General features: G+C 58.9%; 18 protein-coding genes and 2 pseudogenes. 6 read left to right on the forward strand and 14 right to left on the reverse strand.

All coding sequences use genetic code 11. The features are described 5' to 3' along the window. Position 1: 1 nt before the first annotated feature. Entirely contained in the window at positions 2-1,543 is a 1,542-nt protein-coding gene (locus ACQKKX_RS15300) for a response regulator (protein WP_427571758.1), read from the forward strand. Between the two features lie 578 nt (positions 1,544-2,121). Here ACQKKX_RS15300 and ACQKKX_RS15305 read toward each other — a convergent pair. Next, positions 2,122-3,066, reverse strand: coding sequence for an alpha/beta hydrolase family protein (locus ACQKKX_RS15305; protein ID WP_427571759.1), 945 nt, complete (start codon positions 3,064-3,066; stop codon positions 2,122-2,124). 39 nt (positions 3,067-3,105) lie between these two features. Further along, positions 3,106-3,864 (reverse strand): SDR family oxidoreductase, encoded by a 759-nt coding sequence (locus tag ACQKKX_RS15310; RefSeq protein ID WP_427571761.1) that lies wholly within the window; start codon positions 3,862-3,864, stop codon positions 3,106-3,108. A 98-nt stretch (positions 3,865-3,962) separates the two neighbouring features. Here ACQKKX_RS15310 and ACQKKX_RS15315 point away from each other — a divergent pair, with 98 nt between their 5' ends. Further along, on the forward strand, positions 3,963-4,862 hold the full coding sequence (locus ACQKKX_RS15315; RefSeq protein ID WP_427571763.1) for a cupin domain-containing protein: 900 nt from the start codon (positions 3,963-3,965) through the stop codon (positions 4,860-4,862). A gap of 747 nt (positions 4,863-5,609) precedes the next feature. Further along, entirely contained in the window at positions 5,610-6,311 is a 702-nt protein-coding gene (locus ACQKKX_RS15320; RefSeq protein ID WP_427571765.1) for a zinc-binding dehydrogenase, read from the forward strand. Positions 6,312-6,383: 72 nt separating this feature from the next. Here the strand turns inward: ACQKKX_RS15320 and ACQKKX_RS15325 are convergent, their stop codons facing one another. Then, positions 6,384-6,806, reverse strand: a complete 423-nt coding sequence (locus ACQKKX_RS15325) for a winged helix-turn-helix transcriptional regulator (protein WP_427571767.1) — start codon at positions 6,804-6,806, stop codon at positions 6,384-6,386. Between the two features lie 94 nt (positions 6,807-6,900). On the opposite strand from ACQKKX_RS15325, the gene ACQKKX_RS15330 reads away from it, so the two are divergent. After that, positions 6,901-7,632 carry an SDR family NAD(P)-dependent oxidoreductase gene (locus ACQKKX_RS15330; protein ID WP_427571768.1) on the forward strand — a complete coding sequence of 244 codons (732 nt, stop codon included), beginning with the start codon at positions 6,901-6,903 and terminating at the stop codon, positions 7,630-7,632. A 485-nt stretch (positions 7,633-8,117) separates the two neighbouring features. Here the strand turns inward: ACQKKX_RS15330 and ACQKKX_RS15335 are convergent, their stop codons facing one another. Further along, a complete protein-coding gene (locus tag ACQKKX_RS15335; protein ID WP_427571770.1) occupies positions 8,118-10,406 on the reverse strand; it encodes a methyl-accepting chemotaxis protein in 2,289 nt (762 codons plus the stop codon). A gap of 578 nt (positions 10,407-10,984) precedes the next feature. Next, positions 10,985-11,734: a transporter substrate-binding domain-containing protein gene (locus ACQKKX_RS15340; protein ID WP_427571850.1), complete on the reverse strand. Its 750-nt coding sequence runs from the start codon at positions 11,732-11,734 to the stop codon at positions 10,985-10,987. Between the two features lie 268 nt (positions 11,735-12,002). On the opposite strand from ACQKKX_RS15340, the gene ACQKKX_RS15345 reads away from it, so the two are divergent. Next, on the forward strand, positions 12,003-14,273 hold the full coding sequence (locus ACQKKX_RS15345; protein ID WP_427571771.1) for a putative bifunctional diguanylate cyclase/phosphodiesterase: 2,271 nt from the start codon (positions 12,003-12,005) through the stop codon (positions 14,271-14,273). Positions 14,274-14,780: 507 nt separating this feature from the next. On the opposite strand, the gene ACQKKX_RS15350 is transcribed toward ACQKKX_RS15345, so the two are convergent. From ACQKKX_RS15350 to ACQKKX_RS15365, 4 genes and pseudogenes are all read right to left on the reverse strand, one after another. Next, entirely contained in the window at positions 14,781-15,683 is a 903-nt protein-coding gene (locus tag ACQKKX_RS15350; protein ID WP_427571772.1) for a hypothetical protein, read from the reverse strand. A gap of 35 nt (positions 15,684-15,718) precedes the next feature. After that, positions 15,719-16,185, reverse strand: a pseudogene (locus ACQKKX_RS15355) (alpha/beta hydrolase). Between the two features lie 313 nt (positions 16,186-16,498). After that, complete coding sequence (locus tag ACQKKX_RS15360) at positions 16,499-16,669, reverse strand: hypothetical protein (RefSeq protein ID WP_427571774.1); 171 nt, start codon at positions 16,667-16,669, stop codon at positions 16,499-16,501. An 86-nt stretch (positions 16,670-16,755) separates the two neighbouring features. Further along, positions 16,756-16,929, reverse strand: coding sequence for a DUF3606 domain-containing protein (locus ACQKKX_RS15365; RefSeq protein WP_427571776.1), 174 nt, complete (start codon positions 16,927-16,929; stop codon positions 16,756-16,758). Between the two features lie 241 nt (positions 16,930-17,170). Between ACQKKX_RS15365 and ACQKKX_RS15370 the strand changes: the two genes are divergently transcribed. Further along, a complete protein-coding gene (locus ACQKKX_RS15370) occupies positions 17,171-17,428 on the forward strand; it encodes a DUF3253 domain-containing protein (protein WP_427571778.1) in 258 nt (85 codons plus the stop codon). Between the two features lie 196 nt (positions 17,429-17,624). On the opposite strand, the gene ACQKKX_RS15375 is transcribed toward ACQKKX_RS15370, so the two are convergent. The 5 genes and pseudogenes from ACQKKX_RS15375 to iolE form a co-directional block, all read right to left on the reverse strand. Then, a complete protein-coding gene (locus ACQKKX_RS15375; protein ID WP_427571780.1) occupies positions 17,625-18,386 on the reverse strand; it encodes a DUF2461 family protein in 762 nt (253 codons plus the stop codon). A 214-nt stretch (positions 18,387-18,600) separates the two neighbouring features. Further along, positions 18,601-20,097, reverse strand: a pseudogene (locus ACQKKX_RS15380) (CoA-acylating methylmalonate-semialdehyde dehydrogenase). Between the two features lie 108 nt (positions 20,098-20,205). After that, entirely contained in the window at positions 20,206-20,988 is a 783-nt protein-coding gene (locus ACQKKX_RS15385; RefSeq protein ID WP_427571781.1) for a TIM barrel protein, read from the reverse strand. Between the two features lie 23 nt (positions 20,989-21,011). After that, complete coding sequence (gene iolB, locus ACQKKX_RS15390; RefSeq protein WP_427571783.1) at positions 21,012-21,809, reverse strand: 5-deoxy-glucuronate isomerase; 798 nt, start codon at positions 21,807-21,809, stop codon at positions 21,012-21,014. A 20-nt stretch (positions 21,810-21,829) separates the two neighbouring features. Then, positions 21,830-22,726 carry a myo-inosose-2 dehydratase gene (iolE, locus tag ACQKKX_RS15395; protein ID WP_427571784.1) on the reverse strand — a complete coding sequence of 299 codons (897 nt, stop codon included), beginning with the start codon at positions 22,724-22,726 and terminating at the stop codon, positions 21,830-21,832. Positions 22,727-22,730 lie beyond the last annotated feature (4 nt).

The raw sequence follows: 22,730 nt of genomic DNA on the forward strand, positions 1-22,730 counted from the left end.
TATGGGCCAGGTTTCGTTTCTTTTGGTGGACGATCTCGAGGAGAACCTGATCTCTCTCGAAGCCCTGCTTCGTCGTGACGGTCTCAACCTGCTTAAGGCCCGCTCGGGCGATCAAGCACTGGAGCTTCTCCTAGAACACGACGTGGCGCTCGCCCTGATCGACGTTCAGATGCCCGGGCTCAACGGCTTCGAACTGGCCGAACTGATGCGTGGAAACGAACGCACGCGTCGGGTGCCGATCATTTTCGTCACGGCTGGGAATACAACTGATAGCCGGTGGCGGTTTCAGGGCTACGAGGCGGGCGCCGTCGATTTCATTCAGAAGCCGATCGAGCCGGATGTCCTGCGGAGCAAAGCAGAGGTTTTCTTCGAGCTTTATGGCCAGCGCCAGCAGATCGCAGCACAGCGTGACGAGTTGCAACAACAAGCCGAGGCGCTGAAGGATGCTGATCGTCGCAAAGACGAGTTTCTGGCCACGCTGGCGCATGAGTTGCGAAACCCGCTTGCGCCACTGCGGAATGGCCTCGACATTTTACAACGCAATCCCAATGGAGGGAATGCAGCAGAGATCCGCGACATGATGGATCGACAGCTTGTCCATCTGGTCAGACTTATTGACGATCTTCTCGATGTATCGCGTGTCAGCCAAGGTAAAATCGAACTTCGGAAAAACACGGTGCGCATCGATGAAATTATAAGGGCGGCCATGGAATCCAGCCGACCGCTGATCGACGGCGCCGGTCACAAGCTGACGATCGAGATGCCGAGCGATGTCCTGTGGGTAGATGGCGATAAGGTGCGATTGTCGCAAGCGATCTCGAACCTTTTGAACAATGCAGCCAAATACACACCCGAAGTTGGACTGATCGATCTCCATGTGAGCCATGACGGGCAGCAGGTGGCTATTCGGGTCACTGACAACGGCGTCGGCATTCCGCCAGACATGCAATCGAAGGTCTTTCATCTGTTCACGCAGATCGACGATCACTTGCAGCGATCGCAGGGGGGGTTGGGTATCGGCCTTGCGCTGGTCAGGCAACTTGTCGAAATGCACGGCGGTTCGGTTGACGCCTACAGTTCCGGCCCCGGCAAGGGGAGCCGGTTTACGATCAGGCTTCCCATGGCGGCTGCGCCAGAGCAGCCGGAGGTCGCGCTACCGCAGAACCAGGAAACGGCATCCTTCCGTTCCCTTAGAGTGCTCGTGGTCGATGACAATCCGATTATCGCCGACACGCTGGGCATGATGCTGGAAGACATTGGCCACGAGTTCGAAGCAGTCCACGATGGCCGCGAGGCCCTAGATGCCGCACGGCACTACCGTCCGGATGTCATTCTACTCGATATCGGTCTGCCGGGGATGAACGGTTACGAGGTCTGCAAAGCCTTTCGGGGCGAGCCCGACTTCGTACATATACCAATCATCGCACAGACCGGCTGGGGTCAGGATCGCGACAAGGAGCTGGCAACGGAGGCTGGGTTTGATTTTCATCTGACAAAACCCGTTCCCCTTGAGCAACTCCAAAAGGTGTTTGCCGGACTTTAGGCTGAACGGCTCGCTTGCGGGATTGGATCAAGAAGCCAATATATCTAGGTGGATGGTTCAGCGCGCCAGTCGCTCGTTAAGTCTTAGCGTGAACTGCTGAGATCGGTAGAGTCATGTTATCGGTTTCACGAGTTTCATCGCCGACGCTGGCTTCAAGCAAAGGACCGAGCAGTAGAGCTCTTGAGCGGAGCCGAATTAACGACGCCGCTCTTCTAGTAGGTCTGGCGCGATATTCTAGAGAGGTCAGGACCTAGAAGGCTAAATCCTCGCGTTCCTGGCCTCCGGCCTGCCGCTGATGGAGGATGATCGTCGGTTTTCGGTGCATGGGCCACAGGGGACACGGATCACTGCCCAAACGCTAGTTTTATGTCATGCATCTGATCACTCAACATCAGGACGGTGAGACTGCTTAGCTAGCTGGCTGCCCTGGACGGCGCTTCCTCCAGATCGTTGCCGCAGCAAGACCTGCACCGCAGTAGCTCGACGGTAGTGGGGTTGCGACAAAGCACATCTAGTGTGCGGTGCACTCAAGCTAACCAAGCATCTCGCGGTAGACTGCTCTAAAAGCCCAGCGCCCATCAAAGGTGCTTCGTAGACACAGTGGCGAGCGATGCCGCATCCTGCACAAGCGCAGAAGTTGCTCGTTCCCACGCCCCATCGTCCGCGTTGAGAGCCGTCTGAAGCCAGGCAAGTGTCAGGCGCCGCGTCGCTTCCAGTACGTCTGGGGATTCTGTTTCCGTTTCCTTTGCGTCAAGTGAGGCGATTCCGCCCAAGCCGTGACCGACGCCATGCATGGTCAGCATTGCTTTAGCGCCCGGCGCATCGTGAAACGCATCTGCATGCCACTCAGGGCCGCGGGTGGTGAAATGTGGATTGTCCATATCACTACAGACAACGAGGCTGTTTGTCTTCAAGGTCGAGAAGTCGACATCAAAGAATGGAAACCGAGCAGCGTTCTCTTCGGTGATATCCTTGCCGCCGCGGCCCGGCGTTGTCAGGAGAATGCCCGTCGAGATGCGAGGATCAGAAAAATCCTCACCATTCAGCTGCGCTCCCAGCAGAAGTCCAACGGTATGGCCGCCAAGGGAATGACCGACTACACCGATGCGTGAATGATCCATCCGGCCCGCGACAGCGGTAGCCTGCCGCTCGACCTCGCCCAAATGGTCGAGGATTGCCTTTATCTCCTCAACACGCTGGCGCCAGAAAAATGGTGCGCCCGGGGAATCCTTCGGTAGGCCGCCGACCCGCGAACTCGCATGGGTCGGCTGGATCACGACGAAGCCTCTTTCCGCCCAAAACTGGACGAGGGGAGCGTAGCCATCCTTAGAGGGGATATAGTTTGAAGGGCCGTAGCCATGCGACAGCAGCACGATCGGCAGCTTGTGGCCGCTCGCGGGCGCGGTCAGCCGCAGTTCCAGGGGCTGGCGGCCCGGCATCAGAAGTCGGATCGGCGTGTAGGCGACAGTGAGAGCGGCTTCAGGCGTCGGAATACGCTTGGCGAGATTGATCAGATTGTTCATGGCTCTGGACCTTCAAAGGAGGGTTTCGGATGGTGACGTTCAAGCGAGCAAATGAGCCGCTTCGCGGTACGAGGTTTCCGCATCAGTGCCGGCGGGGATCTTCATCGGCGCGTCACTCTCAGTCACAGACCGCCAGACGGCCTCTGCAACCGCATCCGCTGTCGTAACCTCTTTGTCCGAACGCAGCTTCGTCATGTAGTCGTCGACGAAGGCGGTGTAGGGCTCGGGAATTTCCATGCCCATGCGCGAGACAGCATTCTTGCCGAAGCCGGTCGTCGGCGCCGAGCCAGGCAAAACAAGTTTTGCGCGGATGCCGAACAGAGCCGCTTCGAGCGCAAGGCTCTCCGTAAACGCGTTGAGCGCTGCCTTGCTGGCGCTGTAGACCGAGAGAGCGGGCAACGGCCTTATCGTGACGGCGGAGCTGACATTAACGATGACGCCGGAACGACGGACTCGCATCTGCGGGAGGAAAGCCTTTGTCATCGCCATTGCGCCGAAGACATTCGTCTCGAACAGTTCGCGCACCTTCGAAAGATCGGTGCCTTCGAGCACATTCAGCATGCCGACGCCGGCGTTGTTGACCAGAGCATCGATCGTGCCGGCGGCTTTGACCGCCTCAGCAATGCTGTCCGTGCTGGTGACATCCAGCGGCAGGATTTCGAGCCCGTCGTTCGAAGGCAGAAGGTCCTTTTGCGGCGTGCGCATGGTTGCGACGACGTGCCATCCGACGTTCAAGAATTTCTGTGCGATGGCGAGGCCAAAACCGGACGAGCAACCGGTGACGAGGATCTTTGGCATGTTCCGTCTCCTGACATTTGACTAGGCTGAAGATGGACCTAATAACCCGGACCTGCTATAGGCGTACGTCCGAAAGCGTTTAGCGAAAGTCCGAATTTATGGCCGATCCGGTTGCTGAGGTGGTTTCATTGTTGAAGCCGAGCCCGTCGATCTCAAAGCTGGTGACGGGCGGCGGTCGGTGGATGGTTGAGCGCACGGAGCTCGAAAGCCCCTTTTACTGCGCCGTGGTCGAGGGCCGTTGCCTGATGACGATAGCCGGTCGTGAGGCCATGGTGCTGGCTGCGGGCGACTTTGTCCTGGTTCCGAAGATCTTCTCGTTCATGATGAGCAGCATGGAGCCGCCGCCACGGGGCGCACTTGCCCAGCGCCTGGAGACCAGCCCCGGTGTCTTTCGTCTGGGCGATCCGGAAGGGCCGGCGGAGATCAAGGCACTGGTTGGTCATTGTCAGTTCGGCTCGGATGACAAGGCCCTTCTCGTATCACTGCTGCCGGAGGTCATCCATGTTCATGGTGAAGAGCGACTGACGGCTCTCGTCCGGATGATTAACGAGGAGACGAGGGCCGACCGTGCCGCGCGTGAGATGGTGCTCCATCGCTTGCTCGAAGTGTTGTTCATCGATGCAATACGGTCGGCCGCAAGCGCCAAGGCACCGCCGGGTCTCCTGCGTGGCATGGCCGATCCATTGCTGGCGCCGACATTACGCCGTATTCACGCAGATCCAGGTCGCAGCATCACGGTGGAGACGCTTGCCCAAGAGGCTGCCATGTCTCGTTCGACCTTCTTCGATCGTTTCCGCAAGGAGGTAGGCGTCGCGCCGATGGAATACGCAACAGGGTGGCGGATGGCCTTGGCGAAGGAGCTTCTTCGCAACGAGGTCGCGATGGCGGAAATCGCTGAACGCGTCGGCTATGGCTCGACGAGCGCTTTCAATGTCGCCTTTAGCCGGCATGTGGGGATGCCGCCTGGGGCTTATTCTCGCGCAATCGCTGCCGCGTAAGCATGTATGACCTTTTGAAAGGCTGGCTAGCGAAGCTTCAGCAGCCGACCGCCGCGCGTCATGAACTCGCAACTGTGCGAAAAGCTTAACAAGTGGTGAGGCGGCACTCGCGTCATCGATGCGATGGAGCCGATATACTTTCCGAAACCTTGTTTACCCTAAGTGCGTAGTTGACCGTCGATATCTGCGTATATTTTCAGCGGGTGACTGCACCCGTTTCTGCGACACGGCCGATCGGGTCTCTTAATCGCCCTCGCAAGCATCGGCTGCGCATAGCACCCCTGCGCGAGGCGTATTCTGAATCGAACAAACTGGAGTGTGGAGTGTCTTATGAATGCTCGATATAGAGACGGGCGGTCATGCCCGCGCTCGTCATGACGATCCTTAGCTTCAGCGTGATGACCGCGAGTTCCACCTCGGCCGCCCTGGCTGTGGAAGAAGCGGCAACGTCCGGTACGGTGATTTCTCACAGGCCGCACAACATTTCACCGCAGATCAGGGACGCGCAGAGCTCATCGTCCACACCATTCAATCAATGTCCGGAGACCTTATAACGGCATCGAGCCTTCTTTTTGTGCCAGACGGACCGGCGCCACACGGTGGATGGCCAGCGATTGCCTGGGCACATGGGACGACGACACCTGGCAATAAGCTGTGCGCAGCCAGCCTCACAGATGAACTTGATGGTTGGCGCCACGGTCTCCAGGATCAAACAGTCCCGCAATTTGAATTGGAAGGAAGGCGACATTGTTGTTGCCTTACTCGGGTTGGCATACCCATGCCATCTCCGACGGAAGCGATTTGCGAGACATCGATCCGCATGCCGCTCCGATCTCGACCGGACTGCGTGTCCTGGGCATGACCCGCTTCTCAGCCTATGCGGGCCTGCGCAACATCGGGCGCCCGAAGCCCGGAGAGTGTTATCGTCGCCGCAGCCAGCGGAGGGGGTGGCTCAGTCGTTGGTTAGCTGGCCAGGATCGACGGCGCGCGCGCCATTGGAATAGCCGGGGTGCTCAGAAGTGTGCGTTCGTCAAAAACGAACTGGGCTTTAACGCCGCGATCAATCACCGTGATTCAGACTCCGCGCAACAGCCCGCCGAGGCCTTCCCGTATGGGATCGATGTCTATTTCGCAAACGTCGGCGGCGCCGTCTGGAATGCGGTCATCCCACTCCTCAACAATTGCGCGCGTGTGCCACTCTGCGGAATGATCTCCCACTACAATGACGAGGCCCTGGGACCGCCATCCGTTGACCGGCTTCCTTCTTCCATGAAGGTCATTCAGCAGAAAAGCATCACGGTTCGAGGTTTCATGAACGTGGAGTTCATTGAGCAGCAACCCACCTTCTTGAGGAAGCCGCTGGTTGGGTCGCTGACGCAGGTTGAAGTATCGAGAGGACATTGTGGACGGTCTCGACAACGCTCCCACAGCATTCATAGGTCTTCTTGAAGGGCGCAATTTCGGCAAGCTGGTCGTTAGGGTGTAGGACCGCTAGTAGACGACGGCGCGATCGTCAGGGAGCTAGCCTCGCTGGCGATCGTATTCTATTTGCGCTCGCTCGAGCTCCGGGCCGTAGGTCATGGACCAGGCGTATAGCGCCTCGAAGGGCTGCTGAAGCGAGCGGCCGAGCGCGGTGATGGTATATTCGACGCCGACCGGCGTCGTGGTCGTTAGAACTTCACGGCGGATGAGCCCGTTGCGCTCCAGTCTTTTCAAAGCTTCGGAAAGCGCTTTATGCGTGATCCCATCGAGGCGCCGCATGATCTCGTTGAACCGTGACGGTCTGGTGCATAATACAGTCAGGATCAGCACAGACCACTTGTTAGCGATCTGCTCCAGCACCGGCCGGGCCTTCTCGACGTCCAACAAAGCTTCAACCGAGACAGGCTTGGGCCGGCTAGGCATGCTGGCTTTGGTGGACACGCCTCCGTCATTCAATGACATAGGTATACTCCGCGATATCTGCTTTACACATAGTGCGTAATTGACCGTAGGTATCGAAAATATATCTGATTCCATTATCAGTGATGGAGTTAGCATGAACAGTTTAGCAAACAAGATTGCACTCGTTGTTGGGGGCGTCGGTGGCATAGGCGGAGCCATTTCGCAGAGATTTGCCAGCGAGGGCGCGGTGGTCTACGCGACCAGCCGCAAGGGCGGAGAGAAGAACATTTCAGAAGCAGAGGCCACTGGCGGAATCCGGGTCATTCAAGCGGACGCCAACGAAAAGTCCGATCTGAAGGGCGTCATCGAGCATATCCGGTCGAAAGAAGGCCGCATTGACATACTTGTCGTGAACGCGGGCTTGTCCGAATACGCACCGCTCGAAGAGATTTCGGACGACCATTTCGATCGGGCATTTGGGCTGAACGTCCGATCCCTCGTATTGGCAGTGCAGGGTGCGGTCGACCTCATGCAATCCGGCGGAACCATCGTCCTCATCGGCTCTATTGCGGGCGACATCGGCACGAAGGGCTATGGCGTGTATGGAGCGACGAAAGCAGCAGTCCGTTCGTTTACGCGTACCTGGGCCAACGAACTTGCTCCCAGAGGCGTTCGCGTCAACGTCGTCAGCCCTGGACCGACTGACACCGCGATGATGGCAAGCGCCTCGCAGGAGGTGCGAGATGCACTGTCCAACATGATCCCTCTTGGACGCATGGGGAGGCCCGAAGAGGTGGCCGCGGCCGCGCTCTTCCTGGCAGGCGACGAGAGCAGTTTCACGACGGGTGCAGAGCTCGTTGTCGACGGAGGCATGGCACAGGTCTGACGCCAGCCTTCCGGCGTCAAGAGCATCTAAGCTACACCATCGGTCACACTGCAGACCAGATCCTCCGGAGATGAAGTATGCCCGTCTCTGGAGGGACAATGCTTGAGTTCAGTATCAGCTGATCGCGCCGAGCGACCAATTTCCGTTGATTCGTGGCAACCACAATTGAAGGTCTTGATGAGATCCGGACGATCGACCCCGTAGTAAGCTACGGTGGCGACAACGACGTCTAAATTTCAATTTCCAATCATTATCATCAACAGGACGGGCAGCTTCACTGAGAGGAGCAGTGTGACGATGTGTGATCCATCAAGATCCAAATGTCTGAACCCTGCTACAGGCTGCTGGGCCAAGCTGCACATCGTCCAAGAAGCAACTCACGGCTTCAGGTTGAACCGAAACCGCGCGAGACATCTCCTTTCAGCGATAGAAGGGGCGCCGTCAGCACCCCCTCGATCGCTTCTACCTAGGTGGTTTCCTTCTGCTCAAAAATCCTCCCAGTCATCTTTGGCCATAGCTGGCACGGCCACTGCCGCAGCACTGCGGCCGCCGCCGAAGGCTTGGGCGATCTTGCTGACCATACCACGCGCCGGCGACGGGCGGGCGACGGATTGGCTGGAAGCTGACCGCACCGGAGCAGCCATGACCGAAGCGGTCTGGTGCAGTGCCGCGGTCTGGTAGGACGACTGCATCGCGGTGGCGCCTCCCAGCTGGAATTGCCCGACGATCTCGCGCAGGCGTCCGGCTTCGGTGGCAAGCGTGGCGCCGGCGGCGTTGGCTTCCTCCACCATGGCGGCATTCTGCTGGGTCACCTGGTCCATCTGGTTGACCGCAGTATTGACCTCCTGCAGGCCGAGCGACTGTTCGCGCGCCGAAGTGGCGATCGCATCCATGTGCTCGTTGATGGTGACCACATAGCGCTCGATCGTCTTCAAGGCGTCGCCCGTGGCGTTCACCAGCTTGACGCCGGTTTCCACCTCGATCGTCGACTTGCCGATCAGGTCCTTGATCTCCTTGGCGGCACTGGCCGACCGCTGGGCAAGCTCGCGCACTTCCTGGGCGACAACCGCAAAGCCCTTGCCGGCTTCCCCGGCACGCGCCGCTTCCACGCCAGCGTTCAAGGCGAGCAGGTTGGTTTGGAAGGCGATGTCGTCGATCACGCCGATGATGTTGGAGATCTGGCCCGACGACTGCTCGATGCGGCCCATCGCATCCACGGCATTGGCGACCACGGCACCCGAGTGGCGGGCACTGTCGTTGGCCTGGATGGCGACCGCGCGCGCTTCTTCCGCCCGCTTGGTGGAGTTGGCGACATTGGTGGTGATCTGGTCGAGCGCGGCTGCGGTTTCTTCCAGCGAAGCCGCCTGCTGTTCGGTGCGCTTGGACAGATCGTCTGCACTCTGGCTGATTTCACGCGAGCCGCTATCGATCGCGCTGGTCGCCTTGGCCACCGAGCCCAGCGTGCCGCGCAGCTGCTCCACCGCCGCGTTGAAGTCGGCGCGCAAGCTCTCGAAGTCGGACGCGAAGGGGCGTTCCAAGGTGAAGGTCAGGTCACCGGCGGACAGGTGCTTCAAGCCGGTTGCCAAGCCATTGGTGGCTTCCGCCATGGCTTCGGCGCGAAGGCGCTCCTGCTCGGCATTGCGTCGGCGCTGGTCTTCGGAAAGGTTGCGCTGTTCTTCCGCTTCCCGCTCCAGCGCTTGCGTCTTCAAGGCATTGTCCTTGAACACCTGTACGGCCTTGGCCATTTTGCCGATTTCATCAGGGCGACCGTCGCCGGTGATCTCCGCATGAAGATCCCCCGAGGCCAGCCGGCCCATCGTGCCGGTCAAGCGACCGATCGCATTGCCGAGCGACTTGGCGAACAGAAGGAAGCCGAGCGACGAGAGCAGCGATACAACAACAGTGCCGGCTATCGTCATCCAGGTGGCAGCTTCAGCGTCCTTGACGGCAGACGTCACATCGGAAGCAATCTCGATCACGCCGATCTTCTCGCCGGAGAAGTTCGTGAATGGCGTCGCTTCTACCCGGTAGATGCTCTCGCCGAGCGTCATTTGCTGCCGAACAGCGTCGCCATCATAGGCAGACTTCAGCTGATCCTCGGTGAGGAGCACCGTGTCTGCAGTCGAGGCTTGCTTCTGGAACTTCCCATCAACCAGGACATGCACATTGATCTGTCCGCCCATGCGGTCGGCCAGTGGTTTGAAGTAATCGTTGGTCAGGCTGGTGCCCGCGTCCACGATACCGATGACCTTGCCATCACGGACGACTGGCGCCGATGCAAACATGCTGACCGCGGTGCGGCCTGGCTCGGTGCCGGCAACCAGCTTCCCGCTGGCTAGTGCGGCGACGATTGTCTTGCGGCTGCCCTTCATATCGTCGCCGAACTTATCGGGCGTGTGGATCCGCGCGACTGCTTCGCCGGCAGCGTTCACGAAGGTGATGAGCTGAACGTTACCTTCGCTGACGATGTTTCCCATGCTGTTGGCGTAGCGCGCGATAATCTCTGCGCGGGCGTTGCTCTCGATGAGACTGGCAATCTCCGGCTCGCCTGCAATCGCAAGGGCAAGCGCTGAAGTGGCCTTCTTCTGCGCAATCATGTCGGTGTCGAGGAGAGCCTTGTCGCCCAGCGCTTCGCGCGTCAGAGTGTCTTCCTTGGCAGCTTCCTGACCGTACCATGCCGTTCCACCAATGACCGCGCTCGAGAACAGCACGGCGGCAAAACCACATGCCGTGATCTTGACCCAAAGCGGCTTCCTAACTTTATTCTCAGACACTGCTTGAACTCCCCCATAAGCAACGCGCTCGCGTCTGCGAACATGTAGAACAAAGATCAATTTTTACTGAATGACCCTTGTTTGCCCCTACAATTCTGGGGTTTGGCGACTGTACTTGATGAGGAGTGGCATTCGATGCCGCGCAGATCATCTACGTCCTGCCACTTACTTGGCGGTAGGACTGTCCTCCCAGCCACTTAACCAGATCAGAGGTTCTAGGAACGATCCCCGACGTCATGAGCAACACTACTCCGGCACGCTGACGACACGTATCTTGCCGTCAAAGACCGAGACAGAAGCTATGGCACCGGCCACATCATTCGCAGGCGATGCATCTCCCTTATGCTCAAAGCTATTAGGGGATGCTTCAAACACCCAGGCCCGTTAGCTTTTCCAGAAGGCTCGACACCTTCAAGATTGATTAGGAGGTGCTTTCTCTTCGAATGCGTTGACGAACCGAGACGCTAGCGAGAGGAAGCCTCTGAGCGGTGAGCTGGACGTATCGCATCATCTCTGGCTCATGAACCCAACCAAAACGCCCACGGACGGTGAGGAATGATGCGCCACGCCGGCTGCAGCTATCTTATGCTGAAGGGAAAGTACTTCGCGTTGATGGTGTCGTAGGTTTCATTGGCCTGGATCGCTTCCAGCGCCTTGTTCAAGCGAGCGAGGAGATCTTTGTCGGTGGGCCGGACGGCGATACCGGCTCCGTCGCCGAAGAAGTCGGCGTTCTTGATGTCCGGGCCGTAGAACTGGCAACAACTTCCAGCCTTGGTGTTGGTGAGCCAGTCATAAACCGCAAGCTTGTCTTCGAGAATGATGTCAACACTTCCGTCCGCAAGGCTCTTGTAGAGATCGGGAGAGGCATGCACCACCTTGGCTGGCATGTCGCCATAGAAGGCTTTGGCATAGGCTTCCTGCGACGTGGCGGCCGTGACACCCAGTGTCAAGCCCTTAAGGTCGGCGGGCGAGGTCCCCGCGGTGGCAGTGCCTTTCCTGACAATAAAGATGGAAGGACTGTCATAGTACGGTTGAGTGAAGGCAACCTTCTCGCGACGTTCAGCACTCATGGACATCGACGAGACGATGGCATCGGAGCGGCTTTCGAGCAGAGCGGGTATCATGCTCGTCCACTCCTGGATCACGAACTCGCATTTCAGCTTTGCGGCGTCACATAGAGCCTTGGCGACATCCACATCGAAACCCTGAAGCTGGTTGTCAGAGTCGATATAGTTGAACGGCGGAAAGCCCCCTTCCACCGCAATGCGGATCGTGTCCGCCGCCGTATCGGATCCTGTCGCGGACCCAACCGTGAAGAATGGCAACATAAAGGCCGCGGTTAGAACGACCAGCCGGAAAGCAGCGCTGCGCATGAACATCCTTGACCCTCGCGTGATGGGAACCCCGCCGTTATCCAAGCATACGCGGGTTAAGAAGAATCCTTCGCATTCGCTTACTTTGGAAGCTGCTTGAAAAGCCTTTCGTAAACAATGTTGGTCAGTATCGTGTTGTCTGGGAGAAGATGACGTGCCTGCTGAGCCACATCCTATAGCCGTTAAGTCCCGCAGCATCTGGACGTCATCCAGCTTCACCTTGATGCTGCTCGCGGTCAGTGGGCTCGCAATCCTTGGTCTGGTTTTTCTTGCTGCCATCTGGGCAGGCACTGAAAGCGATGCAGCGGCGCTCGATCGCCAGCGGCAACTGGTGGATGCACGACTTCAAGATCAGGTGCATCGGGTGGCCCAGGAGATCCAGTTGATCGCTGCAGGCTATGCTTCGCTTCTTCCGGTGACCTCAGTCCAGGTTAGAGTCGCCTCAGCAGACGTACAACCAACGGAAAGCTCTCTTTCGGTTCAGGCATTCGACACGATCGTTAGCTCCGTGTTTGGCTACAACGCGGCCTTCCTCGTGACGCCTGAGGGTGAGCTTGCGTTTGACGCCGATGCCGATGGTGTGCGGCGCTTCAAGTGGGTCCGCCCCCTGCTACGCCCACTGATCGATGACTTGCGACACCGGCAAGTTATGTCATCACAACCAGGACAGAGCGTCGATCCGACTATTGTTCAGCTCATGCGGCTGGAGGGCCGACCATCCATTGCAGGTGTTATCGCCCTGCCCGAAGCAAAGATTGAAGTGGCATCTGCAGAGCAGAGTCAGCGACTTCCTTATCTTCTCGTTTTTCGCTTCCTTGACGGCGCCACGTTGGATGCGCTGAGCCGGGAACAGGGTCTTGCGGGTGCACGCTATGCTCGCACCGCGGATCCCGAGGAGAACGAAGTCGCTTATCAAGTTCAGGCGACGGCCACCGGAGATCCGATCGGCTACATCATCTGGGAGCCGGACCTTCCAGGTTCACGCGTGCTCGGGCGGCTGGTCCCGGTTTTATCCGTTGCGGGCTTGATCATCGCAGCGCTCTTTTTCGCGCTAATGATGCGGCTTCGCCAAAGCCTGACCGACTTGAGCGCAAGCGAACATCACGCCCGACATCTTTCCGTTCATGACGTGCTGACGGGGCTCCCGAACCGGGCGTATTTCGCGGGTCGGCTGGAAGAAGCGATCGCCGAGGTCCGCATCGACCAGCGCAAAGCCGTTATCGCGCTCATCGACCTGGACAAGTTCAAGGACGTCAACGACGTCTACGGTCATGCTGCCGGAGATGAACTTCTCCGGCTCGCCGTTTCCCGGATGAAGGCGCTCGTCGGGAGCCAAGGCACTCTGGCGAGGATCGGCGGCGACGAATTCGCCCTCCTGATCCCCCATATCGAGCAGGACGATGATTGGCACATTGCGCTTTTGCACGTGGTCGTCCGCGCGCTGGACAAGACCTTCCACCTTCGTGGTGGGGACATCGTGGTTCGCGTGGGATGCTCGATCGGTATGGCGAGCGTGGAAAGGGGAATGCTGATCAGTAGCGAGATCCTGCGCCGGGCGGACGTCGCCCTTTATGAAGCGAAGGCCACCGGACGAGGACGCGTTGTCGCCTACGATCCTTCACTCGATCATTGGGTTGAAACGCGTGAGAACCTCAAGAAGGAGCTCCGGCTGCTGTTGCAGGAAAACGCGGGCGGGAACCTGGTCGAGGCGGATCACCAAGTTGGGCATCTGGAGGTGTTCTTCCAGGGCGTGCACCATGCCAATGGACAAGCCAGCCTCTCCGGTGCGGAAGCGCTGGTGCGATGGCGCCATCCGGCTCGAGGCCTTTTGTCACCCGATCTATTCATTCCCGTTGCCCAGGAAGCCGGACTGATCGATCGACTGGGAGACTGGGTGCTGCGCATCGCCGCTCGGGAAGCGTCCGGATGGCCCGACGCGCTTACGCTGGCGGTCAACGTCTCTCCGTCACAGATCCGTCGGACCGATTTCGATACCCATGTCATGACCATACTGGCAGAGGAAGGCCTGCCGCCATCACGGCTTGAGCTCGAGCTGACCGAGGCAGCACTCTTCGACATCGACGAAAAGGTTCTCGCAAGCCTCGGGCGCCTGCGGGCGCAAGGGGTGCGCATCGCGCTCGACGACTTCGGCACCGGCTATTCGTCGCTCAGCCATCTGATCCAGTTCAACATCGATCGCATCAAGATCGACCGCGCCTTTGTCCGGCTGCTGGGGAGCCAGGCCGAAGGGGCCGCGATCGTATCTGCTGTTCTCGGGCTCAGCAGGACGCTCGGCAAGGCGACGACAGCCGAAGGCGTTGAAACCGAAGCGCAGAAAGATTTCCTTGTGGCCGCGGGCTGTACGGAGCTGCAGGGCTTTCTTCTTTCGAAGCCAATGCCCGCGCATGACTTCGCGATGATTCTTGGTCTGGATGGGAGTCACGATAGCGCGCCCTATTCCGGCCGCGACATGCCAGGGCTGAGAGCCATCTAATTCGATTGAACGTTGCGCCTCGCAGCAGCTTGATGCGACGGGTCATGATCTGGCGAAGCACCGTCCTTAATAAGCACCAGACTTAGGTAGGCGAGCTGAGGACCGCGTATGGCGCCCACTACATCCAAGCGGGTGCTGCAGAACATCCGGCCCTTCCTGGTCAGCTTGACTATCTCTCGGAGATTGCCCCACTCCGGAATGGCATGTCGACTGGATGACCTTAGGCGCAGGCCTGCGGCATCGAAGCTGGGTTGACGGCAGAACTGGAAATGCAGCTCCGGCTGGGTGCAACTGAGCCGGGCGTCCTCGTCTCGCTCTTGAAAGGATTCGAACCAACGGCCCTGTCAATTCTCAGTCACTGCAGAAACTCAAACCACCGAAATCATTGTTAGCGTAAGGCTCATGGGTGAATTAGTGCCGGCTGAAACGCCGATATCCAATCATCAAATGAAACAGTGATCTAGCCACGCAGCGGCAAGTATCTTTCCGGACTCATTTTTTCTGTCACTAAAGGGCGTCAGCGCCGCGGCGCGCAGCACCTCCGGACTCCGATTTCCGTCGTTCACGAGATTTGGCGACCCTTCTTGCTTCTCTGAGCTCGTCGAGTGTCGGGTTCCACCATCCCCGAAGCAGCTCATATTCTCCAGGCTCCGACCTCGCTGGCCAGGTATGGACGAGTTCATCAAGGGTAGAGGGTCTCCACCCGGCCCACACATGCTCTTCAGTCGCCGCCGGATGATGTTCCGCGATCTGTTCCGGATCCACGATCTCGCCCGACACATCAGTGATGACGACGATTCCATACGCTGCCGTGGCGACCGGCCTGCCAGGTGGCGGGAGGTCGTCGCTTGATACCGGTAACCTGCGCTTCTTTCGTTCGGTCAATCGACGCTTGGCTTTGGCTTCCTCCTCTGTCCCCCTGCGGGCCTCGGCACGCTTCCGGCGTTCTTCGGGCTCTGACCGTCTCGCGGCTTCCTCGATCGTCTCCCAACGGTGTTGGAGATCATCGTATGAAGCGAACGGGATTTCCCAGACTTTGTCGTCACCATTCCATCGCGCGAATGGCACCTGCCGGAGCTCATCGACAACCGTTCTGGAATACGGCGTCCTTATGCGAAAACCGCTGTCGAACACTTGCAGGTACGGGCTCAGGATCGGCTCGAACGCGAAAGCATCGCGGCCGCGCTCCTCTTCGTAGGGTTTACGACGCTCAGCCTCCAACGCAAGCCATCGTTCTATGCGCTTTCGAGCTGTTTTTCCGGGCACCGTCCAGGCCTGGAGACGGTCGCTCCACCTGGCATTTGGGAAGGTCTCCCTGAAACGCGCGACGGTCATCCGGTCGAACGTAAAGGAAACTGTCTCCAGAGGTGGGCGGTCTGCGTCGGCCTGTTCCTGGTGGTCATCGGTCATGGGAGAAGAACGATCCGCCCGCCGTCGAGTTTCCGCTAAAGCAGGATCTTCTTCAGAAAAGACTGTGCTTTTTGAGGGCCCGTGCTGGAAATCGTGTGTCCGGTTCCCCGTTCGATGTCTAGTTCCAGCTTGAAGCCGGCTGTTCCGAGCTGCGCGGCCGCGAGCCGCGAGGCCATGGGAGGGATGGTGGTGTCGTTCTCGCCATGGACCAGAAGCACGGGCGTGCTGTTGCTTACGGGCGAAACCGGCTGCGGGGGAGCAGGCCAGAGAACGCGACCAGTGCACCGACCTTCCACCTTCCAGACGCAACGGCGTCGAGCGCGACGATGGCGCCGTGCGAAACGCCGACGAAGGCGATCCGATCATGGGCGTCCGCGAACCCTTCGCGCCCGACGACATCGTTCATAAGTCCGTCGAATGCTTCTCTGGCGGTGTGGATACGCTCCGGATCGAGAGGATTGCCCTCCGTGCTGAACCACTGATGTCCGTACCTATTATGCATCGGGGCGTTTGGAGCAACGAAGCGCGTCCAGGAAGGGTAACGCGCCAGGACGATGCCAGCGGCATCAGCTGCGCGCCTGTGGCACCGATCTCAAGCAGAAAGACGATCAACGTTTTATCGGACAAAGGCTCTCGCTTTCAGGCTGATGACAAGTCGAGGGCGCTCGACCCGTAACGGGGAGCGCCCTCGTTCACCCGGACGGCCGAGGCCACGCGAAAATCATTTCACGGTGCGGCTGTCGTTGGTTTCGGGTGGTAGTCGCTAAATGAGGTTTGCAAAGCCGATCTTCAAGATCGGTTCCAGGTCGCCCTGATCACCGCCAAAGGCTTTTCGACTGAGCGTCGCGCGTGGCGACATGGACGAGAACAGCCGTCGATAGAAGTATGCCGGAGACGAGAGCGGCGATCGAAAGCAGGCCGCCGCTGGAGACATCGGCGCTTGCGCGCAAACCCGTGTTCTTCGTGAAGCTGATCTCGACTTCCACCCGTTGACGGTCGCCGTGTGGCGGAACTAATCCTGCGCGAGCTTCAGTCGCTGAGCTTGCGACCCTTTTATCCAGCGTTTGATCCATCAACCTTTTAGATCCGCTTCCACCTTCTTGCGGCTGTTGCCGACCTTCTTGACGGCGTCTTTCACTTCACCTTTCGAGACGCCTTCCTTCTTCGCTTCATAGCGGACTTCATGATCCTGTCCGCCTGCGACCTTCGTTCTGTCCTGCGCCCGGCCGCGTGTTGTGGTCGCCATATCGAGATCTCCTTGCTGACTACGTGATCTTGCCCCTAAACGTGTGATGATCCACGTTGTTCCTCGTCATAGGCGGCGATGATCCCATCCTCCGCAGGTGCCTTAACTTGCGCCAGTTTATGGAAGCTCTACGTGCTTCGAGGGAACGAGAAACAGCGCCCCTTAGACAAACAGTCGATTGTCAGTCGCAAGCGCTATCCCATGTAAAGGCGCAAGCGCTTCAAGAGAACGATGTTGTTTCATGACAGGGAATGCTGAATCGGAGATCCTGCGTTTCGTCGCACGCAGACCTGCTGGCACAACGTGCCCGAGCGAAGTGGCACGCAACCTTGCAAAGGATGACAACGCTCCGCTCGAATGGCGTAAATTCATGCCCGTTGTCCATGAAGCGGTAGATGTCCTGACGGCGCGCGGTGAGATAACCCTTACGTGGAAATCTATCGTATTGGCTGAGCGAGCAGGTCCTTACCGAATAAGCGCTCGTAAGCAGAAGGGCTGAAGCTTGGAGCCATCTAAGGTGATGGTCCTGCGCATCAGCTCAATTTCTGGGCTCTCAACCCATAGTAAGGAAGAAGAAGTTGTCATCGCTGAGGGAGTCTCTGGCGAGTACTTGCTCAGAAGGCGCATACACAGGCCGTCTGATCCACGAGCACCTAGCGCTCCCAATTCAGAACCGTACGTGAAAGAGCCGCAGGTTATCTAGCTTCAGGAAGCCTCGTCGTGGCACGATTGATGTAGTCGACCAAGGCGCGGGCGGCTGCGAAGGATTTCACTGTTTCCTCTACCAAACTGGCCAACATCAATTCCTCGTCTGGAACGCTGCGACATGCACCAAAGTTCTTGAGGTTAAAGGAACAGAGCGCGTCGTGGTTTTTGACAAACCCTTTAGCACTGACATCATGACCGTCGGTCAAACCGCTCGGGAAATATTTCCGAAAGATCGGACCTTCAACGATACCACGCCATTTTCCGGTGTGGCTCGCGATCGTCTGCCTCAGGATGCGAGCAAGGCGCGGTGGCGGCGACAATGCACCGCCTCCGCTGTAAGAACGGCCGGGTGAAATCTGCATGAAGTAGGTTGCGGCAGCGTTCTTCGATAGCGAAACTCGTACAGCGATCGACCCTATCCCTCTTGAGATGGGCGCTTTGGCGAGACATTTTCGCGGGTCGGAGTTTGCGTCCCCAATACGAGGGTCTATCAGTCCGGCGCTAGCGATCAGTTGCGATGTAAACTCTATCAGGTTGCGCCGCGCGCAATCGGTTTGGGCTCTGTTGTCGGCCAGCCACTCCGCGCCATGATTACTGGAAGCTTCCGACAGAAATCTCAAAGTCGATTGGTCGATCATCTTCGTTCCGTACGCATTGGCTGCGGCTTCGCGCTCGATGGGAGCGGAATGGAACATAAAAGGAACAGAAATAGGACCGTTGTGGCTGGTCATAAGCCTGGCGACGCTCATGTGCAATCGCATACTGCGGTAATCGGCGGTCGGGTACCCGCGCCGCGCCAGAACTAGTTGCCGCCTCTGCCTGCGGCTCGAAGGATTGACCGATGTTCGCTGGTTATCATCGCTGAGAAAATTACCCGCGGTCTGAAAGACCCTCGCAGTTTGCACGTGTCACGTCACTGTTGATGCTCGTGCAGATGAGGGCCGAACGATTCCTCTACCCCGATTACTTCGTCACCGGCATGACGAATTCGGCGCCGTCTTTGATGCCCGAAGGCCAGCGGGCCGTGATTGTTTTGGTCCTTGTCCAGAACTTGATCGAATCCATGCCGTGCTGGTTGAGGTCGCCGAAGGACGAGGCCTTCCAGCCGCCAAAAGAATGGTAGGCGAGCGGCACCGGGATAGGCACATTGATGCCGACCATGCCGATATTGATCCGCCAGGCGAAATCGCGGGCCGCGTTGCCGTCGCGGATGAAAATGGCGGCGCCGTTGCCGTATTCGTGCCGCATGGGCAGGTTGAGCGCCTCCTCATAGGTGCCGGCCCGCACCACCGAGAGGACCGGCCCGAAAATCTCCTGCTTGTAGATGTCCATGTCCGGCGTGACGTTGTCGAACAGGGTGCCGCCGACGAAATAGCCGTTTTCGTAGCCCTGCAGCCGGAAGCCGCGGCCATCGACCAGAAGGCTGGCGCCCTGTTCCACACCACGGTCGATCAATCCCTCGATGCGCGCTTTTGCCTGCGCGGTGACGACGGGGCCCATATCGGCGCGATCATCCGTATAGGGACCGATCCGTAGCGCCTCGATCTTCGGCACCAGCTCTTCCACCAGCCGGTCGGCGGTCTCGGCACCCACCGGCACCGCTACGGACACCGCCATGCAGCGCTCGCCGGCCGAACCGTAACCAGCTCCGATCAGCGCGTTGACGGCCTGGTCCATGTCGGCATCCGGCAGGATGATCATATGGTTCTTGGCACCGCCGAAACATTGCGCGCGCTTGCCGTTCATGGCAGCCGTGCCATAGACGTGGCGGGCGATCGGCGTCGAGCCGACAAAGGAAATCGCGGCGATATCGGGATCCGCCAGAAGCGCGTCGACCGCCTCGCGGTCGCCGTTAACGACATTCAGGATGCCGGCGGGCAGGCCTGCCTCGATCATCAGTTCGGCAAGCCGCAGCGGCAGCGACGGGTCACGCTCGGAAGGCTTGAGGATGAAAGCGTTGCCGCAGGCGATGGCCGGGGCAAACATCCACATCGGGATCATGCCGGGGAAATTGAAAGGCGTGATACCGGCGCCGATGCCGACCGGCTGCCGCAGCGAGTACATGTCGATGGCCGGGCCGGCGCCCTCCGTGAACTCTCCCTTGGAAAGATGGGGAATGCCGATCACGAATTCGCAGACTTCCAGTCCCCGGATGATATCGCCCTTGGAATCCTCGATGGTCTTGCCGTGTTCGCGCGACAGCAGCGTTGCCAGCTCGTCTATGTGACTGTTGAGAAGCTCGACGAAGGCCATGAACACGCGAGCCCGGCGCTGCGGATTGACCGCGGCCTATTTGGGTTGAGCGCCGGCGGCATTCTCGACGGCGGCGCGAACCTCCGCGGCGCCCGCCAGTGCCACCCGCGCCTAGACTTCGCCGGTTGCCGGATTGAACACGTCGGCCGTACGGCCGCTGGTGCCGGCCACGTGCCTGCCGCCGATGAAATGTCCAATTTCTTGCATGGTATTCCCCCCCTTTTTTCCAGTTTGTGCGGATAAGTAATTAATATTTTCACATTCAATGGAATGATTTGAGCATCTCTATAGTATAATTTTGTCCTGCAGAGCGTTCTAGATCGTGAACGCCGTTCGAAAAGCTTCCAGCGCTTTCAAGGGATCGGTCTTAGCAAACCCCTCTAGCCCGATCGGACCGCGATAACCTATGTCAAATAGCGCTTTGGCAACGCCTGTGTAGTTGATCTCGCCGGTTCCCGGCTCACAGCGACCCGGCACATCCGCCACCTGGAGTTCGCCGATGAAAGGCAAACACGCGCGGCAGGTTTCGATCAGGTTCCCCTCACCGATCTGGACATGATAAAGATCGAGGTTTAGCCGTAGACGCGGGTGATCAATGCTTTCGACCAGTGCCAGCGTGTCTTCGGCGCGACCGAAAGGCGTGCCTGGATGATCGACTGGCAGGTTGAGGTTTTCAAGCGTGTAGACGACGCCCTCCTCTTCCGCCAGGTCGGCGATGCGTGCCAGCGTGTCGCGGGCCTTCAGCCACATGCGCCCGGTCGTGACTTCGCTGGCGCGACCAGGCAGGCCGCCTTCGCCAAGACCCGTGCCATGCAGATTAAGGCGTGCGACGCCAAGCCGCTTTCCGACCTGTGCCGTCTCCCGCGCCGAGCGCAACATTTCGTCGGCACCTTCGTCATCGGCCAGCCGGCCCGTCAGATAGCCGTTCATGATGGAGAAGGTGGCGCCTGATTTTTCAAGCGCGGCGAGATCATGCTCCGGCCAGTTCCATAGCCCGACCTCGAAACCCAGTTCCTTGAGCTGCGCGCATCGCCATTCGATCGGCCTGTCGCGCCAAAGCATTTCCGCACAGGCGGCCAGCGTAAACGGTTGATCCATCGTGATTGTCCGTAATCGAGAGGTCAGCGCATCAGGTGCTCGACCGGCGGCGCGGCGACAAAACGCCATTTCCGCAAGGGCCCGGCCATGACGTTCAAGTAATACATCTCGAAACCATGCGGTGCGCCGCAGGGGTGATGCCCGCGCGGCACGCAGACGACATCGCCGTCATGTACGGCCATGGTCTCGTTCAGCTGCAGATCGTCGGTATAAACCCGCTGGATGCCAAAACCGTCGGCCGGGTTGATCCGGTGGTAATAGGTCTCTTCCAGATAGGTGATGCGCGGAAAATCGTCTTCGTCGTGGCGATGACTCGGATAACTCGACCAGTGCCCGGCCGGTGTAAAAACTTCCGTCACGAGCAGGCTGTCGCAATAGTCCTCGTTTTCCATAGCGATATTGTTGATGTAGCGGGTGTTTGTACCCTCTCCACGTTGGGTGAGCGTGATACCATCCGGGTCAATTCGCCGAGCCTCGTGCCCGCTTTTGCCCGGCGCGGAGCAGACGGCGATCACGCAATTCGTCTCCGCCACGGCTTTCCAGTCGCTGCCGTTGGGCAGGTAGACGCAATGCGGCGTTGATTTTTCAAACACACTCATGCGCTCGCCGAGCACGCCCCAATCCCGTCCGGCACCGTGAAACGCCGCCTTGCCTTCGACCATCACCAGAATGACCTCGTGATCACCGGTCGCCTCCGCCGCCGTTTCTCCGGCGCGCAGCCGGTAGAGCGAAAAGCCGACGTAACGCCAGCCGGCAGAAGCCGGGGTGATCTCGTGGACCTTGCCGTGAGAACCGAACGGGCGATGGAGAAGATTGGGCATTAGATACTCCTGCTTTTCTCTCAGACGAGACCGACCTTTGCGGCCGCGGCCTTCAAGGTCTTCAGACCAAGCGACTGATACTTGAAGGGATTGCGCACATCCGGGTCCTGCTCGGCCTCGATGACGATCCAGCCGTCGTAACCGGCATTTTTGAGGATCTGCAGCAGCGGTTCGAACTCCACACCGCCCTCTTCATCACCCGGCACGGTGAACACACCGGCGCGCACGCCGTCCATGAAGGACAGGCCCTCATCACGCACCCGCTGCATGATGGCGGGGCGCACATTCTTGGCGTGGAAATGGCTCACACGATCGACATAACGGGAAAGAACCGGCGCCGGATCGCGACCGTTGCCGCCAAAAAAGCAATGGCCGGCGTCGAACAGCAGCCGTGTTGCCGGTCCCGTCGCCGCCATGAAGGCATCGATTTCTTCCGGCGTCTCGACCACCGTGCCCATATGGTGATGGTAGACGAGGTGAATGCCCTGACTTGCGGTAAAGGCCGCAAGCTCCTCCACCTTCGCGCTAAAAACCTTCATCTCATCGCCCGACAGTACCGGGCTTTCGGAAAGCGGTTTTTGCAGCCCCTGCACGCTGTTGGAGGTTTCGCAGGCGATACAGATCCTGCAGCCATTGTGTTTCAGCTTGTCGAGATGCGGCTGGATAGCCTTCTTTTCATCCTCCACCGATTGCGCCAAAAGGTTCAGCGAATACCAGCCGGAAACGAAGGCGAGACCGTAGGACCCGAGCAGGTCCTTCAGTGCCCGCGGCTCATTCGGCCAGCGGTGGCCGTTCTCGATACCGTCAAAACCGATCTCGCTGGCCTCGCGCAAAATCTGTTCGGTCGGAATGTTGGCGCCAAGGCTCTGGTCGTCGTCATTGGCCCAGGCGATGGGATTGGTGCCGAAGCGGATCATTTTT

Source organism: Neorhizobium sp. NPDC001467 (genome assembly GCF_050275975.1).
In the GTDB taxonomy this organism is placed as follows: domain Bacteria; phylum Pseudomonadota; class Alphaproteobacteria; order Rhizobiales; family Rhizobiaceae; genus Neorhizobium.